General features: G+C 74.8%; 19 protein-coding genes. 13 read left to right on the top strand and 6 right to left on the bottom strand.

The genetic code is table 11. The features are described from left to right. Positions 1-4: 4 nt before the first annotated feature. The 7 genes from ACZ6AQ_RS14290 (at position 5) to ACZ6AQ_RS14320 (ending at position 7,799) form a co-directional block, all read left to right on the top strand. Positions 5-988: an ABC transporter ATP-binding protein gene (locus ACZ6AQ_RS14290; RefSeq protein WP_468760061.1), complete on the top strand. Its 984-nt coding sequence runs from the start codon at positions 5-7 to the stop codon at positions 986-988. Continuing rightward, positions 981-2,351 (top strand): ABC transporter ATP-binding protein, encoded by a 1,371-nt coding sequence (locus tag ACZ6AQ_RS14295; protein ID WP_468760063.1) that lies wholly within the window; start codon positions 981-983, stop codon positions 2,349-2,351. Before ACZ6AQ_RS14290 ends, ACZ6AQ_RS14295 begins: the two co-directional genes overlap by 8 nt. A gap of 96 nt (positions 2,352-2,447) precedes the next feature. Beyond that, positions 2,448-3,380: a hypothetical protein gene (locus ACZ6AQ_RS14300; protein ID WP_468760065.1), complete on the top strand. Its 933-nt coding sequence runs from the start codon at positions 2,448-2,450 to the stop codon at positions 3,378-3,380. A 470-nt stretch (positions 3,381-3,850) separates the two neighbouring features. Then, positions 3,851-4,045, top strand: coding sequence for a hypothetical protein (locus tag ACZ6AQ_RS14305; protein ID WP_053640878.1), 195 nt, complete (start codon positions 3,851-3,853; stop codon positions 4,043-4,045). A gap of 84 nt (positions 4,046-4,129) precedes the next feature. Further along, the gene (gene mshB, locus ACZ6AQ_RS14310; RefSeq protein ID WP_468760066.1) at positions 4,130-5,020 is read left to right on the top strand and encodes an N-acetyl-1-D-myo-inositol-2-amino-2-deoxy-alpha-D-glucopyranoside deacetylase; all 891 of its coding nucleotides are present in this window, start codon (positions 4,130-4,132) and stop codon (positions 5,018-5,020) included. Continuing rightward, positions 5,017-5,448 (top strand): DUF6113 family protein, encoded by a 432-nt coding sequence (locus tag ACZ6AQ_RS14315; RefSeq protein WP_468760068.1) that lies wholly within the window; start codon positions 5,017-5,019, stop codon positions 5,446-5,448. The genes mshB and ACZ6AQ_RS14315 overlap by 4 nt, the downstream gene beginning before the upstream one ends. A 176-nt stretch (positions 5,449-5,624) precedes the next feature. Beyond that, positions 5,625-7,799: a peptidoglycan binding domain-containing protein gene (locus ACZ6AQ_RS14320; RefSeq protein WP_468760070.1), complete on the top strand. Its 2,175-nt coding sequence runs from the start codon at positions 5,625-5,627 to the stop codon at positions 7,797-7,799. A 118-nt stretch (positions 7,800-7,917) separates the two neighbouring features. Here the strand turns inward: ACZ6AQ_RS14320 and ACZ6AQ_RS14325 are convergent, their stop codons facing one another. Beyond that, complete coding sequence (locus tag ACZ6AQ_RS14325) at positions 7,918-8,829, bottom strand: transglutaminase family protein (RefSeq protein WP_468760072.1); 912 nt, start codon at positions 8,827-8,829, stop codon at positions 7,918-7,920. Further along, positions 8,826-9,827: a GNAT family N-acetyltransferase gene (locus tag ACZ6AQ_RS14330; protein ID WP_468760074.1), complete on the bottom strand. Its 1,002-nt coding sequence runs from the start codon at positions 9,825-9,827 to the stop codon at positions 8,826-8,828. Before ACZ6AQ_RS14330 ends, ACZ6AQ_RS14325 begins: the two co-directional genes overlap by 4 nt. Positions 9,828-9,939: 112 nt before the next feature. Here ACZ6AQ_RS14330 and fdxA point away from each other — a divergent pair, with 112 nt between their 5' ends. Both fdxA and ACZ6AQ_RS14340 read left to right on the top strand, forming a co-directional pair. Continuing rightward, positions 9,940-10,260: a ferredoxin gene (fdxA, locus tag ACZ6AQ_RS14335; protein WP_366308635.1), complete on the top strand. Its 321-nt coding sequence runs from the start codon at positions 9,940-9,942 to the stop codon at positions 10,258-10,260. Between the two features lie 117 nt (positions 10,261-10,377). Next, positions 10,378-11,472 carry a bifunctional succinyldiaminopimelate transaminase/glutamate-prephenate aminotransferase gene (locus tag ACZ6AQ_RS14340; protein ID WP_468760076.1) on the top strand — a complete coding sequence of 365 codons (1,095 nt, stop codon included), beginning with the start codon at positions 10,378-10,380 and terminating at the stop codon, positions 11,470-11,472. Positions 11,473-11,537: 65 nt separating this feature from the next. Here the strand turns inward: ACZ6AQ_RS14340 and ACZ6AQ_RS14345 are convergent, their stop codons facing one another. Further along, positions 11,538-11,921, bottom strand: a complete 384-nt coding sequence (locus tag ACZ6AQ_RS14345; RefSeq protein WP_468760078.1) for an ATP-binding protein — start codon at positions 11,919-11,921, stop codon at positions 11,538-11,540. A gap of 556 nt (positions 11,922-12,477) precedes the next feature. Then, positions 12,478-13,404 carry a VldE C-terminal domain-containing protein gene (locus tag ACZ6AQ_RS14350; RefSeq protein ID WP_468760080.1) on the bottom strand — a complete coding sequence of 309 codons (927 nt, stop codon included), beginning with the start codon at positions 13,402-13,404 and terminating at the stop codon, positions 12,478-12,480. 37 nt (positions 13,405-13,441) lie between these two features. Between ACZ6AQ_RS14350 and dapE the strand changes: the two genes are divergently transcribed. Further along, positions 13,442-14,545, top strand: a complete 1,104-nt coding sequence (gene dapE / locus ACZ6AQ_RS14355) for a succinyl-diaminopimelate desuccinylase (RefSeq protein WP_468760082.1) — start codon at positions 13,442-13,444, stop codon at positions 14,543-14,545. Positions 14,546-14,640: 95 nt separating this feature from the next. Next, positions 14,641-15,390 carry an LOG family protein gene (locus tag ACZ6AQ_RS14360; protein WP_468760084.1) on the top strand — a complete coding sequence of 250 codons (750 nt, stop codon included), beginning with the start codon at positions 14,641-14,643 and terminating at the stop codon, positions 15,388-15,390. 48 nt (positions 15,391-15,438) lie between these two features. Here the strand turns inward: ACZ6AQ_RS14360 and folP are convergent, their stop codons facing one another. Beyond that, positions 15,439-16,299: a dihydropteroate synthase gene (folP, locus tag ACZ6AQ_RS14365; RefSeq protein ID WP_468760086.1), complete on the bottom strand. Its 861-nt coding sequence runs from the start codon at positions 16,297-16,299 to the stop codon at positions 15,439-15,441. A 103-nt stretch (positions 16,300-16,402) separates the two neighbouring features. Here folP and ACZ6AQ_RS14370 point away from each other — a divergent pair, with 103 nt between their 5' ends. Next, the gene (locus ACZ6AQ_RS14370; protein WP_468760087.1) at positions 16,403-16,813 is read left to right on the top strand and encodes a hypothetical protein; all 411 of its coding nucleotides are present in this window, start codon (positions 16,403-16,405) and stop codon (positions 16,811-16,813) included. Then, complete coding sequence (locus ACZ6AQ_RS14375; RefSeq protein WP_468760088.1) at positions 16,810-17,430, top strand: DNA-3-methyladenine glycosylase I; 621 nt, start codon at positions 16,810-16,812, stop codon at positions 17,428-17,430. Before ACZ6AQ_RS14370 ends, ACZ6AQ_RS14375 begins: the two co-directional genes overlap by 4 nt. Here the strand turns inward: ACZ6AQ_RS14375 and chcB are convergent. After that, positions 17,415-18,218, bottom strand: a complete 804-nt coding sequence (chcB, locus tag ACZ6AQ_RS14380) for a 2-cyclohexenylcarbonyl CoA isomerase (RefSeq protein ID WP_468760090.1) — start codon at positions 18,216-18,218, stop codon at positions 17,415-17,417. The genes ACZ6AQ_RS14375 and chcB overlap by 16 nt on opposite strands. Between the last annotated feature and the right edge of the window lie 61 nt (positions 18,219-18,279).

Genomic DNA, 18,279 nt, shown 5'->3' on the forward strand with positions numbered 1-18,279 from the left:
ACCCATGCTGCTCGAAGTGCGCGACCTGCACGTGGAGTTCCACACCCGGGACGGGGTGGCCAAGGCGGTCAACGGCGTCGACTACTCGGTGAACGCCGGCGAGACCCTCGCCGTCCTCGGCGAGTCCGGCTCCGGCAAGTCCGTGACCGCCCAGGCCGTCATGGGCATCCTGGACATGCCGCCCGGCAGGATCACGCGGGGCGAGATCCTCTTCCGGGGCCAGGACCTCCTGAAGCTCAAGGAGGAGGAGCGGCGCAAGATCCGGGGCGCCGGAATGGCGATGATCTTCCAGGACGCGCTGTCCTCCCTCAACCCGGTCCTCAGCGTCGGCGACCAGCTCGGCGAGATGTTCCAGGCCCACCGGGGGATGTCGCGGAAGGACTCCCGGGCCAAGGCCGTCGAGCTGATGGACCGGGTCCGCATCCCCGCCGCGAAGGAACGCGTCGGCCAGTACCCCCACCAGTTCTCCGGGGGCATGCGCCAGCGCATCATGATCGCGATGGCGCTCGCCCTGGAGCCGGACCTGATCATCGCCGACGAGCCCACCACGGCTCTCGACGTGACCGTCCAGGCCCAGGTCATGGACCTCCTCGCGGAGCTCCAGCGCGAACTCGACATGGGTCTGATCCTGATCACCCACGACCTCGGCGTCGTCGCCGACGTCGCGGACAAGATCGCCGTGATGTACGCGGGCCGGATCGTCGAACAGGCCCCCGTGCACGAGATCTACAAGGCCCCCGCCCACCCCTACACCAAGGGCCTCCTCGAATCGATCCCGCGCCTGGACCAGAAGGGCCGGGAGCTGTACGCGATCAAGGGCCTGCCGCCCAACCTGCTGCGCATCCCGTCCGGCTGCGCCTTCAACCCGCGCTGCCCGATGGCCCGGGACGTCTGCCGGACCGACGTGCCCCCGCTGTACGCGGTGACCGACTCCCCGGTGCCGCGCACCAGCGCCTGCCACTTCTGGAAGGAGTGCCTCCATGGCTGAGACGGCCGGAACGACCGCGACGGCCGGGACCGCCGGAAGGGGCGAGGCGATCCTGGAGGTCCGGGACCTCCACAAGCACTACCCGCTGACGCGGGGCATCCTCCTCAAGAAGCAGGTCGGCGCCGTCAGGGCGGTGGACGGGGTCGACTTCGACCTCGCCGCCGGCGAGACCCTCGGCATCGTCGGCGAGTCCGGGTGCGGCAAGTCGACCGTCGCGAAGATGCTGGTCAACCTGGAACGGCCCACGTCGGGAACCATCCGCTACAAGGGCGAGGACATCTCCAAGCTGTCCGGGCGCGCCCTGAAGGCCGTCCGCCGCAACATCCAGATGGTGTTCCAGGACCCGTACACGTCGCTCAACCCGCGCATGACGGTCGGCGACATCATCGGGGAACCGTACGAGATCCACCCCGAGGTCGCCCCCAAGGGCTCCCGCCGCAAGAAGGTCCAGGACCTCCTGGACGTCGTCGGCCTGAACCCGGAGTACGTCAACCGCTACCCGCACCAGTTCTCCGGCGGCCAGCGCCAGCGCATCGGCATCGCCCGCGGCCTCGCCCTCCAGCCCGAGATCATCGTCGCGGACGAACCGGTCTCGGCCCTCGACGTCTCCGTCCAGGCCCAGGTCGTCAACCTCCTGGACCAGCTCCAGTCCGAGTTCTCCCTGTCGTACGTCTTCATCGCCCACGACCTGTCCATCGTGCGGCACATCTCCGACCGGGTCGGCGTCATGTACCTCGGCCGGATCGTCGAGATCGGCTCCGACGCCCAGATCTACGACCACCCCACCCACCCGTACACCCAGGCGTTGCTCTCCGCCGTCCCCGTCCCGGACCCCGAGGCGCGCGCCCACCGCGAGCGGATCATCCTCACCGGCGACGTGCCCTCACCGGCGAACATCCCCTCCGGCTGCCGCTTCCGCACCCGCTGCTGGAAGGCCCGGGAGCGCTGCGCCCTGGAGGTCCCGCTCCTGGCCGTCCCGGCCGTCTTCCGCCTCGTCGACTCCCCGGCCCACCACGACTCCGCCTGCCACTTCGCGGAGGAGAAGCACGTGGTGCCCGAGGAGAACCGGGTGGTCCCCGGCGGGAAGCCGGGGGACGGGGCCCCGGAGGCGGAGGCGGAGGCGGGGGCGGGGGCCGGGGGGAGCCACGAGGTCCCGCCGGGGGGCGGCGCCCCGGCCTCCGGAACGGACCGGGACGGGCCGCGCGCCGGGGCGGGCGGAGAGGCCCCTCCCGCCGGGGACGGCGGGGACGCCTCACGGGCCGGGGACGTCCCGCGCACCGGGAGCGGGGGAGAGCCCCCGCGCCCCGGAGGCAGCCACATGATCTCGCCGGAGGACGACGCCCCGCACCGCGAGGCCCCCTGACGCCCCGCGACGCCCCTCGCCGGACCGAGGCCGCCCGGACGTCCGGATATGCGGAACCGCTTGTTTCGGCGGGGCGCGACCGTGAGTATCGGGGCCGTGACTGTGACACGCCCGGCACGTCTCACCGGCGCCGCGCTCTGCGCCGCGCTCGCCCTCGTCACCACCGTGTGGGTCCTCGAGGACCTCGCCGCGCTCGGCTCGCCCGCCGCTCTGGCGCGGTACTGGACCGGCGACGCCCCCGTCCTCCTCCGGGGCCGGCCCGCCACCTCCCCGCTGGACCCGGCGCTCCTCGCCGTCTCGGCGGCCACCGCCGTCGCCGCCCTCCGCGCGCGGCACGCCGCCGCCGCGCTCGCCGCCACCGGGGGCGTCACCCTCGCCCTGCGCCTGCCCGGCCTCTGGGCGCCCGGGAACGAGGCCCTCGTCACCACCCTCCTCGACCTGGCCCTCGCCACCGGCCTGGTCGCCGTCGCCCTCACCGGCCGCCCGGCGGACACCCCGTACGCGCCGCTCCCCACCCGCCCCCGGACCGCCGCCGCCGTCACCGCCGGGCTCCTGCTCCTGGCCGCCGGTCTCGCGACGGTCCTCCGGGAGCTGTACCGGGCCGTCGAACTGCCCCCGGAGGTCACCGTCGACCGGTTCACCGGCGGCCGGTCCGTCATCGGACCGGTCTTCGCGCCGCCTCCCGGCTGGCTGTCGGCGGTCCTCGCCGCGCTGTACGCCGCAGCCGCCGTCTCCGCCCTCGCGCGGGCCCGCCACAGCCGCCCCCTCGGGCTGCTCGCCGGTGTGCTCCTGGCCGCCGGCGGCCTCGGCGGGACCGTACGGGCCGTCCGGTACGGGACGCTCGCCCACCTCGCGGACCTCCCCGCCGCGCACCGGGCGGACGTCCTGGCCTCCGTCCTCGGGCTGCTCGCCGGTCTCGCGGTGCTCGCCCTCCTCGCCGGGCGCGGCGTCCCCGACGCCCCCGGCCCGCGGCCGTGGGCCGGGACGCCGCACCCGGCCCCGCCGCGTCCGCCGCCGCCCGGCTGGTGACCCGCCCCGCCGGGCGCCCTCCGCCCCTTCCCTCCCGGGCGCGGGCACCGATACCGCCCGATCTCCCCGCAGGCGAGGAATTCGGCCAATCCACAGCGGTCGCGAACGGCGCGCGCCGGGGGCGAGTCCGGCGCCCGCCGGACGCTCCCCGCCCGAGAACGTCCGGAAACGCCGGAAAACCACCCCGGACCCGGGGCGGACCGCCGGGGCCGTACGGTCCCCCGGGCGGGCTAAACCTCCCCCGGGGCGGCGGCGAGCCGTCACCGGGGCGCGGGGACGCGGCCGAAACCAGCACCGTGCGCCCCCCTCGTGCCTCCGTCCGCCGATCAATGCGATGGCACGGATAGTTATGATCCGTAGCGCTGGGTGGGTATGCATCCGACCGGCATGTGCTTCCTGCTCCTTGCCCGAACCGCTCCGGGCAATCCGACCGAAGAAGTCCGACCGAAGAAGTGTGGAGGTGAACCGCCGTGGCACTCTCGATCTCCGTGGTGGTGCTGCTGGCGATCGTCGTCTTCCTTCTGATCCGGAAATCCGGTCTGAAGGCGGGACACGCGGCGATCTGTGCGCTCCTGGGCTTCTACCTGGCGAGCTCGTCCATCGCCCCGTCCATCAGCACCCTCACGACGAACGTGGCGGGCATGATCGGCGGCCTCAAGTTCTGAGCCCGGCCGCCCGCCGGTCCCGGCGCGCACCGGTCCTCCGTACGTGACGGCCCTCCTCCCGGTCCGACCTCGTAGGGTGGGGACATGTCCGATCTCCCCGCCCGCCGTCTGCTGCTGGTGCACGCGCACCCGGACGACGAGTCGATCAACAACGGCGTCACCATGGCCAGGTACGCGGCCGAGGGCGCCCTCGTCACCCTCGTCACCTGCACGCTCGGCGAGGAGGGCGAGGTCATCCCGCCCGGCCTCGCCCACCTGGCCCCCGACCGGGAGGACCGGCTCGGCCCGCACCGCGTCGGCGAACTCGCCGCCGCCATGGCCGAGCTGGGCGTCACCGACCACCGCTTCCTCGGCGGCCCCGGGCGCTTCCGCGACTCCGGGATGATGGGCGCCGAGCAGAACGGGCGGGACGGCGCCTTCTGGAGCACGGACGTCGACACCGCCGCCCCGTACCTCGTGGAAGTGATCCGCGAGACCCGCCCCCAGGTCCTGGTCACCTACGACCCCGACGGCGGCTACGGACACCCCGACCACATCCAGGCCCACCGGGTCGCCACCCGCGCCGCCGAGCTGGCCGCCGACCCCGCGTACCGCCCCGACCTCGGGCCGGCCCACCCGATCGCCAAGGTCTACTGGAACCGCGTCCCGCGCCCCGTCGTCGAGGCCGGTTTCGCCCGGCTCCGGGCCGAGGGCTCCGCCTTCCCGGCCGTCGCCGCCGTCGAGGACGTCCCCGGCGTGGTCGACGAGGACCGGATCACCGCCGAGATCGCCGGGACCCCGGAGCACGCGGCCCGCAAGCGTGCCGCGATGGCCGCGCACGCCACCCAAGTCGCGGTCGACGGGCCCTTCTTCGCCCTCTCCAACGACCTGGGGCAGCCCCTCCTCACCACCGAGTACTACGAGCTGGTCCGGGGCGCCTCCGGTGCCCCGGCCGGCGAGCGCGAGACGGACCTCTTCGCGGGGGTGGCGGAATGAGCGCCTCCGCGAGGGGCCGCGCGGCGTCGTCCGGCGGGCCCGCCGCTCCCGCCGCCCCTCCGGACACCGGTCTCCCGGTCTCCCGGACCGCCCGGTACGCCTGGTACGGCCTCCTCCTCGTCCTCGGCCTCCTCGTCGGAACCGCCGGGGCCCTCGTCCAGGCCGCCTGGCTCCCCGGCGGCCTGCTCCTCGCGCTCCTCGCCGCCGCGAGCCTCTTCTACGGGGGGCTGCGCGCCACCGGCACCCAGGCCGGCGTGGTCTGCGCGGGCGCCGGCTGGCTCCTCGCCGTCGTCCTGCTCGGCTTCGGACGGCCCGAGGGCGACGGGGCGTTCGGCGGAGGCGTCGGCGAGCTGCTCTTCCTCTTCGGAGGCATGGGCATCGCTGTGATGTGCGCCACGCTGCCCCGATTGCCGCGACCTCCCCGGTGAAAAGGAGGAGTTGAGGGCGGGGACGTCCCGACTTCGCCCGGATTGACCGTCGTCAGCAGCCCGGGGGTCGGGTGGGAGACGACGGCGGCCAGTATGGTGGTGCGCGCCGCCGAACCGCCCGGGACAACACGAGCATCAGCAAGAGCGGGCGGTGGAGCCAACCGGGAGATCCTGCTTTGAGTCGTGAAACTGGTCGAGAGACTGACAGTTCGTCCTCCGGCGCCCAGGGGCGCGGTGGAGCCGCGTACCCCTCGGGCACCCCGCCGTACGGAGCCCGCCAGTATCCGTCGCTCCACCCCTCCCAGGACGTTCGGGAGGAGACCGCCGCCGCGTCCGTTCCTCCGGAGGAGCCCAGGACCGAGACGACCCTGACGACCCGGATCCGGATCAACATCCCGGGGTCGCGCCCGATCCCGCCGGTCGTGGTCCGCAAGACGGTCAACGAGACGTCCGCCCCGGCCGCCGAGCCGGAGTCCGCCCCCGCCCCGGAACCGGATCCCGCGCCGACGGCGCCCCCGGAGCCGCCGGGGGCCGAGGAGGCCCCGCAGGCCCCGAAGGCGCCCAAGGCGAAGGAGACGAGCGACTGGTTCGCTCCCCGCAAGTCCCCGGCACCGGCTCCCGCGCCGTCCCCCGCACCGGCCCCGGCCCCCGCCCCGAAGCAGACGGCGCCCGGTCCGGACGCCCCGGGCACGGGCTTCGCGGGCTCCGCGACCTCGGGCGTCCCCACGGTCGGCAACGCCCCGTCGAGCCGCCCGGTCGCCCCGGCCCCGCCCGCCCCGGGCAACCCGCTGTACGACACCGGCACCCCTGCGGGCGGTACCCCGGTGCACGAGGGCACGCCTGCGGGCGGCACGCCGGTGTACGACGGAACCCCTGCGGGCGGCACCCCGGCGTACGACGGGACCCCTGCGGGCGGCACGCCTCTCTACGACGGCACCCCGGCGGGCGGCACCCCCGCGTACCGGGGCCCGGCCGCGCCCAGCGGTCCGACCACCGGCCCGGTCAGCGGCATCGCCTCGCTCGGCGCCCCCGGCGCCGGTGCCGGCCAGGCCCCCTTCCCGGGACAGCCGGGACAGCCGGGTCGGGGCGGGCCGGGACAGCCGGGTCGGGGGAACCGACCGGGCCAGGGCCAGGACACGGGCTCCCCGTTCCCCGGCGCCGCCCCCCGCATGTCCGACGACACCGCGATCCTGACGCCCCAGCAGCCCGCCCCGGCCCCCGGACGCGGTCCCGGCCCGGACGCCCCGGCAGGCGGTCACGTCTCCGGTGCCACCCTCACCAGCGGCGTTCCCGTGGCCCCGCCGGCGGCGGCCCGCCCGAACCCCGCCCCGCGCCCCGAAGAGCGCGAGGCCCCGGCCCCCGCCGGGCGCGAGGCCCCCGCCGCCGGCCGGGCCCCGGCGAAGAAGGGCCGCTCGAAGCTGGTCCTCGTCGCCGCCGGGATCGTCGGCCTCCTCGGCGTCGCCTACGGCGCGGGACTGCTCCTCAACCACTCCGACGTCCCCAAGGGCACCACCGTGCTCGGCGTGGACATCGGCGGCGGGACGAAGGAGGAGGGCGTCAACAAGCTGGAGAGGGCCCTCGGCAAGCGCGCCCACACCCCGCTCCAGCTCGGCGTCGGCGGCAAGAAGGTCCAGCTGTCCCCGGACAGGGCCGGCCTGTCCCTCGACAGCCAGGAGACCGTCCGCGCCGCCGCCGGCAGCGACTACAACCCCGTCTCGGTCATCGGCTCCCTCTTCGGCGGCGAGCGGATCGCCAAGCCGGTCTTCCCGGTGGACAGGGAGAAGCTGGCCGTCGCCCTGACGGACCTGGCCGGTGCCTCCGCCTCCGCGACCGAGGGCACGATCCTCTTCGCCCCGAACAAGGTGACCCCGGTCGAGGGCAGGCCCGGCAAGGACCTGGACGTCCAGCGCTCGATGATCTCGGTCCAGGACGCGTTCCGGGCCCAGGTCGAGACGGGTCTGCCCAAGCTCGTCGAACTGCCGGTCACCACGCTCCGGCCCTCGGTCACCAAGGCCGAACTGGACCGGGCGATGAAGGAGTTCGCCGAGCCCGCCATGTCCGAACGGATCACGATCAAGGCGGGCGGGAAGCAGATCCAGTTCGGTCCGGCGCGGTCGCTGCCGCAGATCCTCTCCATGAAGGCCGTCGGCGGCCGTCTGGTCGAGGTCTACGACAAGAAGGCGATCGAGCGGCTCCTGGACGGTGCCTTCGACGGCATCATGATCACCAAGCCCGACGGCACCAGGCAGCAGGTGTCCGCCGACGACGTGGCCCGCGTGATGGGCGAGGCCCTGAAGGGCAGGACCCCCGCCGAACGCACCAGGACGATCGACCTGAACGGCAAGGGCTGACCGCGCCCCGCCCGCCCCGGGCCCCCGTCCGGCACTCCGCCGGCCGGGGGCCCGGCGCGTGCTCCGGACGTCCCGCCGCCCGGAGCACGCGAGCCGGACGCCACTCGCGCCACGCGCCCTAGTTGAGCCGGGCCCGCGCCGCCAGCGCCCGGCGGCGGATCACGGTCGCCGACTCCGGGTCCACCGCGTCCATCACCCGGGCGTACGCCTCCATCTCCGCCGCCCCCGTCAGGAAGTCCCCGCGCCCGACCAGCAGCTCGGCGCGCTCGTAGCGGAGCTTCGCCGGGTGCGAGGGGAGCAGCAGGGCGAGTTCCACCGCCCACAGGGCGACGTCGGAGCGTTCGGGGCGGAGGGCCGCCCAGGCGCGGATGTTGTTGAGGACGCGCAGCACGATCGCGCCGGGCTCGGCCGGCCGGAGCATCGAGCGGTCGAGCGCCTCGCCGGTCGCGCTCGCCACCAGGAGCTCGGCGTCCGCGCCCGTCATGGCGCGCCCGCCCGAGAACGGGTCCGCGAGGTTCAGGTCGGCCGGGTCGCCGAAGCCGACGACGAAGTGGCCGGGCAGGCCGAGCCCGTACACCGGGGCGCCGGCCCGCCGGGCGACCTCCATCCAGACGACCGACAGCAGGATGGGCAGGCCCCGGCGGCGCCGGAGCACCTCGTGGAGGAGCGAGGACTCCAGGCGCTGGTAGTCGGCGGGCACCCCCTCGAAGCCCTCCCGGCGGCCGAGGAGCGCGGCGAGCGCCCCGGCCCAGTCGCCGGTGCTCCGGGCCGCGTACGGGACGAGCCCGGCGAGGCGGTCGAGTTCGATCTCGGCTCCGTCGAGGTCGTGCCGGGTGACGGAGGGATCGGCCACCGCCCCGATGAGCAGGCAGAGCCGCGCCAGGTCGGGCCGCTCGGCCCGCGCCTCCTCCGCGAACTCCCGCCGCCAGTCGGGCACGTCGCCGGCCCCGTGCTCCGGGTCTCCGCGACCGTGGTGCCCGCCGTGGTTCCCGTGGTCGTCGTGGGGGCCGCGGGGTGCTTCCTCCGTCACGCCTCCGCCCATCGGTAGTGGTGGTAGTGGTGGTGGACCGCGAAGCCCATCCCGTCGTACAGCGCCCGCGCGCCGTCGTTGTCCGTCTCCACCTGGAGCCAGGCCGCCGACGCGCCCTCGTCGAGGGCCCGGCGGGCGAGCGCGGTCATGACGGACGTGGCCAGGCCCCGGCGCCGGTGGGCCGGGCCGACCTCGACGGCCATGAAGCCGGCCCAGCGGCCGTCCACGACGCAGCGGCCGACGGCCTCCGGTACCCCACCCGTGCCCGCCACGGACGCGAACCACACGCCCGGGCCGGGGGCGAGGACCTTCCGCGCCTCAGGCCCGGGCTCGCCGGTGCGCCCGTAGCGGCGCAGCCAGGGCTCGTCCACGGCGCGGGAGAGGCGTACGGCGGAGACGTCGGCGTCCAGGTCCCCGACCGGGGCGAGCGCCCCGGTCCGCAGCTCGGCCGACACCTCGCGCCGCCAGCCGAGCCGTTCGAGAGCGGCGCACAGCAGCTCCTGGGTGCCCTCGGCGCCGGTCGCGGCCTGCACGTACGCGGGGAGCCCCCGGTCCGCGTACCACTCCCGCACGCGGGTCAGCGCCTCGGGGAGCGGGAGTCCCGGATCGCCCAGGGGGAGCGCGGAGTTGGCGCGGCGGGTGAAGCCGCCCGCGGCCCGCAGGGTCCACTCGCCGAGCCGTTCGCTCTCGACCGGCGGCCACGCGCGGGCGGTGACCCGGGCCAGTTCGGGGAAGGTGGCGGCGGGACCCCGCCGCCGGGCCGGGGCGGCCGGCACGACCTTCCCGGCGGCCAGCGCGGATTCCGCGATCCGGACGGACTCACCACTCTTCCGTGTGATCAGCAGCACACCGGCGTCCCATGATGTGAGCACCCCGACCGCGTCGGTGAACCGCACGTCCGCCCCGGCCGAGTCCGTCACGTACCGAACGGAGACACGTTTTCCCACGTCAGCGCCGGTGATTCGGACCTCAAGGCGCCCACCGCCGGTGAATTCCACAGCTTCTCCGCCCCTCCTGTTCGGATCGCCCCCGAGAACGGAGATACTAGGTGCGGGCATCGACGACGCCGCGCTCCCGCGCAGACCAGCCCTATCGAGGAGGAACGACAGCGTGACCTACGTCATCGCGCAGCCTTGTGTCGACGTCAAGGACAAGGCGTGCATCGAGGAGTGCCCCGTCGACTGCATCTACGAGGGCAAGCGGTCCTTGTACATCCACCCGGACGAATGCGTCGACTGCGGGGCCTGTGAGCCGGTCTGCCCGGTCGAGGCGATCTTCTACGAGGACGACACCCCGGAGGAGTGGAAGGAGTACTACAAGGCGAACGTCGAGTTCTTTGACGACCTCGGTTCGCCCGGTGGTGCCTCCAAGCTCGGTGAGATCGAGCGCGACCACCCCTTCATCGCCGCCCTGCCGCCGCAGAACGGCTGATCGACCGCGTCCGGTCCCGTACGGCTTCGCCCGCCGTGCGGGGCCGACGCGTTTTCCCGATACGTTTCCCCGACGCCTTCCCGCGTCCGACCGCTCGTACGAGGAAGTGAGACAACCGTGAGCGCAGTCTCTTCGCGCCTTCCCGTCTTTCCCTGGGACAAGCTGGAGCCGTACAAGAAGACGGCCCTGGCGCACCCGGACGGGATGGTGGACCTGTCCGTCGGCACGCCCGTCGACCCGGTTCCCGCACTGATCCAGAAGGCCCTGGTGGCGGCGGCGGACTCGCCGGGCTATCCCACGGTGTGGGGGACGCCGGAGCTGCGGGACGCGCTCACCGGCTGGTGCGAGCGGCGCCTGGGCGCGGTCGGCCTCGCCCACGAGAACGTGCTGCCGGTGGTCGGCTCCAAGGAGCTGGTGGCCTGGCTGCCGACGCAGCTGGGCCTCGGGGCGGGGGACAGGGTGGCGTACCCCCGGCTCGCGTACCCGACGTACGAGGTCGGCGCGCGGCTCTGCGGCGCCGAGCCCGTCGTGTACGACGACCCCACGGAGCTGGACCCGGCCGGCCTGCGGCTGCTCTGGCTCAACTCGCCGTCCAACCCGACCGGCAAGGTCCTCGCGAAGGAGGAGCTGACCCGGATCGTGGCCTGGGCGCGCGAGCACGGCGTCCTGGTCTTCGCCGACGAGTGCTACCTGGAGCTGGGCTGGGAGGCCGACCCGGTCTCCGTGCTGCACCCGGACGTCAACGGCGGTTCGTACGAGGGGATCGTCGCCGTCCACTCCCTCTCCAAGCGCTCCAACCTGGCCGGTTACCGGGCCGCGTTCGCGGCGGGCGACCCGGGCGTGCTCCACGAGCTGCTCCAGCTCCGCAAGCACGGCGGCATGATGACCGCGGCCCCGGTGCAGGCGGCGGCGGTCGCGGCGCTCGGCGACGACGCCCACGTGGCCGAGCAGCGCGAGCGGTACGCGGCCCGGCGGGCGGCGCTGCGGGCGGCCCTGGAGGCGCACGGCTTCCGGATCGAGCACAGCGAGGCGAGCCTGTACCTGTGGGCGACCCGGGACGAGCCGTGCTGGGAGACGGTGGCGTACCTGGCGGAGAAGGGCATCCTGGTGGCGCCGGGCGACTTCTACGGCGAGGCCGGGGCGCGGTTCGTGCGGGTGGCGTTCACGGCCACGGACGAAGGGGTCGCGGCGGCCGTCGAGCGGCTGGGCTGAGGACGTACGACGGGAGGGCCCCGGAGAGCATCCGCTCTCCGGGGCCCTCCCGCGTACCGCGCGCGTCAGCCGAGGGGCAGGTTGCCGAGGCCGCCGGCCAGGGCGTCGCCCGCCGGGCCGGCGGTGGCGGTGCCGGCGGTCCTGCCGAGGGCCTCGCCCGCGCCGTCGGCCGTCTTCCGGGCCACCGGGGCGGCGGTCCCGCCGGCCGCGCCCACGGACTCGCCGGCGGCGGGGAGGGTCGTGCCGACGGCGTCGGCGGTGGTCCGGGTGGCGCCGTCGACGGTGGCGTCCGCGTCGGCGACGTCCAGGGCGGTCAGACCGCCGAGGGCGCCGGCCGGCGCGAGGTGGTCGAGGGCGCTCGCGGAGCCGGCCGCACCGACCACGGGGGCTGCGCCGGCCGCGAGGAGAAGGGCGGCGCGGGCGATCCGGCGGGTCAGGGGGAGGGACATGGTGCTCCTTCGGCGAGGTGCGACGAGTGGGTTCGGACGCAGTGACAACCGGCCCCGGGGCGGGGGAGGTTGCGGAGTCGGAAGGTAAAGAATGGGTAATGCGTCGTATTGTCGGCCGGGAGGAAAGCGGACGAAGGCCCCCTTGCGCGGACGCCTGCCGAACCGTCACTTCTCTTGTCGCGCAAGGGGACGGGAGGGGTGGGCCGGAGCCCCGGGCGAGCGCGTCGAAGACATCCGGAATCCTCCGGGGCGCGGGCCGGGACCGTGCCCCGGACGGGCGAGGAGGAGAACGGGCGTACGGGGGCGTTCGGCCGTCGCGCGGGCGGAGCCGACCGCCGGGGAAGGCGCACGAACGGCCCGGAGGCGTTCGGTTCGGTGCGCGGCGCGGAGCCGGGGAGCGGGCCCGCCGGTCGCCGCGCCGCGCCCCACGGGCCCGCCGGTCGCCCCGCCCCACGCCGGTCGCCGTGCCCCGCGTGTCGTGGGTTCGCCGGTCGCCGTGCGCCCGCGCGTCACGGGCCCGGTCGCCGCGCGCCACCGGTCGCCGCGTCCCGTCCGGCTACCGCGCCAGCCGTACGCGTACCGCGTCGCCGCCCGCCGCCGGTCCGCCCGGGTTCCTCGACCAGCCCCCGCCGTGGTCGTCCGCGCGCCACACCCGGTCCCGGTAGGAGACCTCCGCGACGCGCAGGTCGTCCGCCCGCGCCACCGCCCACTGCGCCAGCTCCCAGCCGTGCCGCTCGGCCGCACCGGCCCCCGGACCGCCCGCCTGCCGCACCGGCACCACGAGCACCGGGGAACCTGGCGCCGACCGGCCCGTGCCCGGACGGCCCGTCGCCACCGTCGGAGCCGCCTCCCGGCCGAACGCCCGCACCAGCTCCGTGCGCACCCGCTCCGGATCGCCCGGCGGGCCCTCCGTCGTGCTCGCCGTGCAGGACAGACCCGCCGGCGTCCGGCCCGTCAGGGCGGCGGCGAGCAGCGCGGCGTCCGGTTCGTGCTTCGCGTACGCCTGCGGGAAACCGCTCCGCTGCACCTTCTGGGCCGCCGCCGTCAGCGGCATCCGCGAGTACCCCGGGATCTCCTCCAGGCCCTCGTAGAACTTCCCCGCCGCGTGGAACGGGTCCATGATCTGCGCGGGCGTCCCCCAGCCCTGCGACGGCCGCTGCTGGAAGAGGCCGAGCGAGTCCCGGTCGCCGTGGTCCAGGTTCCGCAGCCCCGACTCCTGGAGCGCCGTCGCCAGTGCGATCGTCACCGCCCGCTCCGGCAGCCCCCGGGAGGTGCCCACGGCCGAGATCGTCGCCGCGTTGGACGCCTGCTCCGGAGTGAACTCGTACCGCTGGTCACCGCTGCCCACGCTGCACCGGGGCGTGCCCATGCTGCCCGTCAACTGGTGGAAGGCCAGGTACGAGGCGACACCGAGGAGGGCGGCGAGGGAGGCCGCGGAACGGGCCAGGAGGCCACGGCGGACGGGACGGCTGGGCTGGGACACGGGCCCACCGTACTGGAGGCCGGGTTAGGGTCGGCACATGGCTGACATCACCCCGCCCGAAGCCCTTCTCGACCTCTCCCGGGACGGGGCGGCGCTCACCGCCGACCTCGTCGACCTGCCGTCCGTCAGCGGGACCGAGAAGCCGCTCGCGGACGCGATCGAGCGGGCCCTGCGCGCGCTGCCGCACCTCACCGTGGACCGGTACGGCAACAACGTCGTCGCCCGCACCCGCCTCGGCCGTGCGGAGCGGGTCGTCCTCGCCGGCCACATCGACACCGTGCCGATCGCCGACAACGTGCCCTCGCGGCTCGACGCGGACGGCGTCCTGTGGGGCTGCGGCACCTCCGACATGAAGTCCGGCGTCGCCGTGCAGCTCCGGATCGCCGCGACCGTCCCCGAGCCCAACCGCGACCTCACCTTCGTCTTCTACGACAACGAGGAGGTCGCCGCCGACCTGAACGGCCTCGGCAAGATCGCCGCCGCGCACCCCGACTGGCTGGAGGGCGACTTCGCGGTCCTCCTCGAACCCTCCGACGGCCAGGTCGAGGGCGGCTGCCAGGGCACGCTCCGCGTCGTCCTGCGCACCGCCGGCGAGCGCGCCCACTCCGCCCGCTCCTGGATGGGCTCCAACGCCGTCCACGCCGCCGCCCCGATCCTCGCCCGCCTCGCCGCGTACGAGCCGCGCAGGCCGGTCGTCGACGGCCTGGAGTACCACGAGGGCCTCAACGCCGTGGCGATCGAGGGCGGCGTCGCCACCAACGTCATCCCCGACGCCTGCTCCGTCACCGTCAACTACCGCTACGCGCCCGACCGCTCCCCGGCCGAGGCCCTGGCCCACGTCCGGGAGGTCTTCGCGGACTGCGGCGTCGCCGAACTCGTCGTGGAAGACGAGAGCCCCGGCGCCCTGCCCGGCCTCTCCCACCCCGCGGCCGAGGCGTTCATGAAGGCCGTCGGCGGCAGCGCGCACCCCAAGTTCGGCTGGACCGACGTCTCCCGCTTCAGCGCCCTCGGCGTCCCCGCCGTCAACTACGGGCCCGGCGATCCCATGTACGCGCACAAGCGGGACGAGCACGTCGCCGTGGAGCGGATCCACCACTGCGAGGCGCGGCTCCGCGACTGGCTGACCGCCCGACTCCCGTAATTTCGCGTTTCGTCACCTCCGTCGTCCTACCCTGACCGGACCAGAAGATCAGTGGGCGGTCCCGGTGGACCGCCGGTCGGCGGAGGGAGCAGGTCATGGGCATTCCCGAGGGAGTGGCGAAGCCCGAGGAGCAGCGTCAGGGCCCGGTGCTCAGGCGCGGGGACCAGATCCAGCCGGGCACGGCGGACCAGCGGCTGCTCGACACCGAGGGCGACTCGGAGTGGGTGCACACCGACCCCTGGCGGGTCATGCGCATCCAGTCCGAGTTCGTCGAGGGCTTCGGCGCCCTCGCCGAGCTGCCGAGCGCGATCAGCGTCTTCGGCTCGGCCCGCACGAAGCCCGACTCGCCCGAGTACGAGGCGGGCGTACGGCTCGGCCGGGCGCTCGTGGAGGCCGGCTTCGCGGTCGTCACGGGCGGCGGTCCGGGCGCCATGGAGGCGGCCAACAAGGGGGCCAGCGAGGCCAGGGGCGTCTCGGTGGGGCTGGGCATCGAGCTCCCCTTCGAGCAGGGGCTCAACCCGTACGTCGACATCGGCATGAACTTCCGGTACTTCTTCGTCCGGAAGACGATGTTCGTGAAGTACGCCCAGGGGTTCGTCGTCCTGCCCGGCGGCCTCGGCACCCTCGACGAGCTCTTCGAGGCGCTCACCCTGGTCCAGACCCGCAAGGTCACCCGCTTCCCGATCGTCCTGTTCGGGACGGAGTACTGGAAGGGCCTCGTGGACTGGCTGCGGGACTCGGTCGTCGCGGGCGGCAAGGCGGCGGAGCAGGACCTGCTGCTCTTCCACGTCACGGACGACGTGGACGAGGCCGTGGCGCTGGTGACGAAGGAGACCGGCAAGTAGGGCCGGGCGCGGGGGGCGCCGGACGCGGCGCCCCCTCCCGGGCGACCCCTACGCCAGCCCGCGCCGGGCCGCCGCCGGGGGCCGGTGACCCGCGATGGACGCCACCATGTCCAGGACCTGCTTCGTCTCCGCGACCTCGTGCACCCGGTACACCCGCGCGCCCAGCCACGCCGAGACGGCCGTCGTCGCGAGGGTGCCGAGCAGTCGTTCCCGCACCGGGAGGTCCAGCGTCTCGCCCACGAAGTCCTTGTTGGACAGCGACACGAGCACCGGCCAGCCCGTCTCCGTCATCTCCCCGAGCCGCCGGGTCGCCTCCAGGCTGTGCCGGGTGTTCTTCCCGAAGTCGTGGCCCGGGTCGATCATGATGCCGTCCCGGCGCACCCCCAGCTCCACCGCCCGCTCCGCCAGGCCCACGGTCACCCGCAGGACGTCGGCCATCACGTCCTCGTACTCCACCCGGTGCGGCCGGGTCCGCGGCTCGGCGCCCCCCGCGTGCGTGCAGACCAGCCCCGCCCCGTACTTCGCGGCCACCTCCGCGAGCCGTGGATCGACCCCGCCCCACGCGTCGTTCAGGACGTCCGCGCCCGCCTCGCACACCGCCTCGCCGACCTCCGCCCGCCAGGTGTCCACACTGATCACCACGTCCGGGTGGCGCCTGCGGACCTCCGCGACGAAACCGACCGTGCGCCGCGCCTCCTCCTCGGCCGACACCTCCTCGCCGGGGCCCGCCTTCACCCCGCCGATGTCGACGATCGCCGCCCCCTCGGCCACGGCCCGTTCGACCCGGGCGAGCGCCGGCTCGTCCAGGAAGGTCGCGCCCCGGTCGTAGAAGGAGTCCGGGGTCCGGTTCACGATCGCCATGACCACCGGTTCGTGCGGCCCGAATTCACGCCGTCCCAAGCGCAGCATCCCTTTTGTCCTCCCTCGCGTCCGTTCGCCTGCGACCCTAACCGTCGGTGACGCATGGCACGATCGGCACGGGACGGTTTCCACTCCGGGAAGAGGCGCGCAGGTGTTCTGGTTTCTGCTCATCACGATGGTCGTGGTCGTGGCCGCGGTGACCCTGGCCGTGGTCGGCGGCGACGGGGAGGTGCTGCCCGAGGTGGCGCCCGAGCAGCTGGTCGACCCCCTGCCGGCCGCCCGGCCGGTCGACCGCGCCGACGTCGAGGCGCTGCGCCTCCCGGTGGCCGCCCGGGGCTACCGGATGGTGGACGTGGACGACGTGCTGGTCCGCCTGGGCGCCGAACTCGCCGAGCGGGACGCCCGGATCGCGGAGCTGGAGGAGGCGCTCGCGGGCGCGGGGCTCGGCACCGGCCGCGGCTCCGCCCCCGGCTTCGTCTCCGACCCCGGCCCCGGCCCCGGCACTGACACCGGCCCCGGAACCGACGCCGGTTCCGGTGGCGCGGAAGGCGACCGCCCGTGACGGCCGGCGGAACGGTCACCGGCCCGGACGGGCTGCCCCGCTGCCCCTGGGGCCTGTCGGCCGAGGACTACGTGGCGTACCACGACGGCGAGTGGGGCCGCCCGGTCCACGGCGACGACGCCCTCTTCGAACGGCTCTCCCTGGAGGCGTTCCAGTCGGGCCTCTCCTGGATCACGATCCTGCGCCGCCGCGAGGGCTTCCGGCGGGCGTTCGCCGGCTTCGGCATCGCCGCCGTCGCCGCCTTCGGCGAGGCGGACCGGGAACGGCTGCTCGCCGACCCGGGCATCATCCGCAACCGCGCCAAGATCGACGCCACCCTCGCCAACGCGAAGTTGCTCGCGGGCTGGGAGCCGGGCGAACTCGACGCCCTGATCTGGTCCCACGCCCCCGACCCGGAGGGCCGCCCGGCCCCGCGCACGCTCTCCGACGTCCCGGCGGTCACCGACGAGTCCACGGCCCTCTCCAAGGCCCTCAAGAAGCGCGGGATCCGCTTCGTCGGCCCCACCACGGCCTACGCCCTCATGCAGGCGTGCGGCCTGGTCGACGACCACCTGGCGGAGTGCGCGGCCCGGGGCGGCCGGCGGACCGCCCCGGCGGAGGCTCAGCGGCCCAGGTAGCGGGGCTTCTCCTTGGCGACGAAGGCGCGGACCGCGATCGTGTGGTCCTCCGACGCGCCCGCCAGGGCCTGGAGCTCCTCCTCCTTGTCCAGGGCCTCGGACAGCGAGTGGTCCGCCCCGTACGCCAGGGACTCCTTCAGGGCCGCGTACGCCAGCGTCGGGCCGTCCGCGAGGGCGCGGGCCACCTTCGCGGCCTCGGCGGCGAGGTCGGCGGACGGCACCACGCGGTTCGCGATGCCCAGCTCGTACGCCTCCTGCGCGCGGACCGAGCGCGGGAAGAGCAGCAGGTCGGAGGCGCGGCTCGCGCCGATCAGCCGGGGGAGCGTCCACGACACGCCCGAGTCGGCGGTGAGCGCGACCCCCGCGAAGGAGGTGTTGAAGGAGGCCGTGTCCGCGACCACCCGGTAGTCCGCCGCGAGCGCGAAACCGAAGCCCGCCCCCGCCGCGACGCCGTTCACGCCCGCCACGACCGGCTTGCGCATGCCGGCCAGCGCCCGGGTGATCGGGTTGTAGTGGTCCCGGACCGTGTTCATGGTCTCGTGCGTGCCGGACTCCTCGTCGGCCCGCAGCAGCTCCACGTGCTCCTTCAGGTCCTGGCCGACGCAGAAGGCCCGGTCGCCGGCCGCCGTGAGCAGCACGGCCCGTACGGCGGGGTCCGAGGCGGCCGTCTCCGCCGCGTCCCGGAGGGCCACCTTGGTCGCGATGTTCAGCGCGTTCATGGCCTCGGGCCGGTTGAGCGTGATGGTGGCGAGTCCGTCGCCCACTTCGTACAGCACCGTGTCGGCCATCGGGTTTCCTCCGCCTCGTCGCGTGATTGACCAGCACAGCATGGCGGAAATCACCCCCGGC

Source organism: Streptomyces sp. NPDC041191 (assembly GCF_055591945.1).

What these genes read in the sequence shown, in the direction of transcription:
- ACZ6AQ_RS14315 (WP_468760068.1), top strand. Translation starts at nt 5,017, where the DNA reads ATGAGCGCCTCCGCGAGGGGCCGCGCGGCGTCGTCCGGCGGGCCCGCC.
- ACZ6AQ_RS14360 (WP_468760084.1), top strand. Translation starts at nt 14,641, where the DNA reads ATGGGCATTCCCGAGGGAGTGGCGAAGCCCGAGGAGCAGCGTCAGGGC.
- mshB (WP_468760066.1), top strand. Translation starts at nt 4,130, where the DNA reads ATGTCCGATCTCCCCGCCCGCCGTCTGCTGCTGGTGCACGCGCACCCG.
- ACZ6AQ_RS14295 (WP_468760063.1), top strand. Translation starts at nt 981, where the DNA reads ATGGCTGAGACGGCCGGAACGACCGCGACGGCCGGGACCGCCGGAAGG.
- ACZ6AQ_RS14290 (WP_468760061.1), top strand. Translation starts at nt 5, where the DNA reads ATGCTGCTCGAAGTGCGCGACCTGCACGTGGAGTTCCACACCCGGGAC.
- folP (WP_468760086.1), bottom strand. Translation starts at nt 16,299, where the DNA reads ATGCTGCGCTTGGGACGGCGTGAATTCGGGCCGCACGAACCGGTGGTC.
- dapE (WP_468760082.1), top strand. Translation starts at nt 13,442, where the DNA reads ATGGCTGACATCACCCCGCCCGAAGCCCTTCTCGACCTCTCCCGGGAC.
- chcB (WP_468760090.1), bottom strand. Translation starts at nt 18,218, where the DNA reads ATGGCCGACACGGTGCTGTACGAAGTGGGCGACGGACTCGCCACCATC.
- ACZ6AQ_RS14345 (WP_468760078.1), bottom strand. Translation starts at nt 11,921, where the DNA reads ATGTCCCTCCCCCTGACCCGCCGGATCGCCCGCGCCGCCCTTCTCCTC.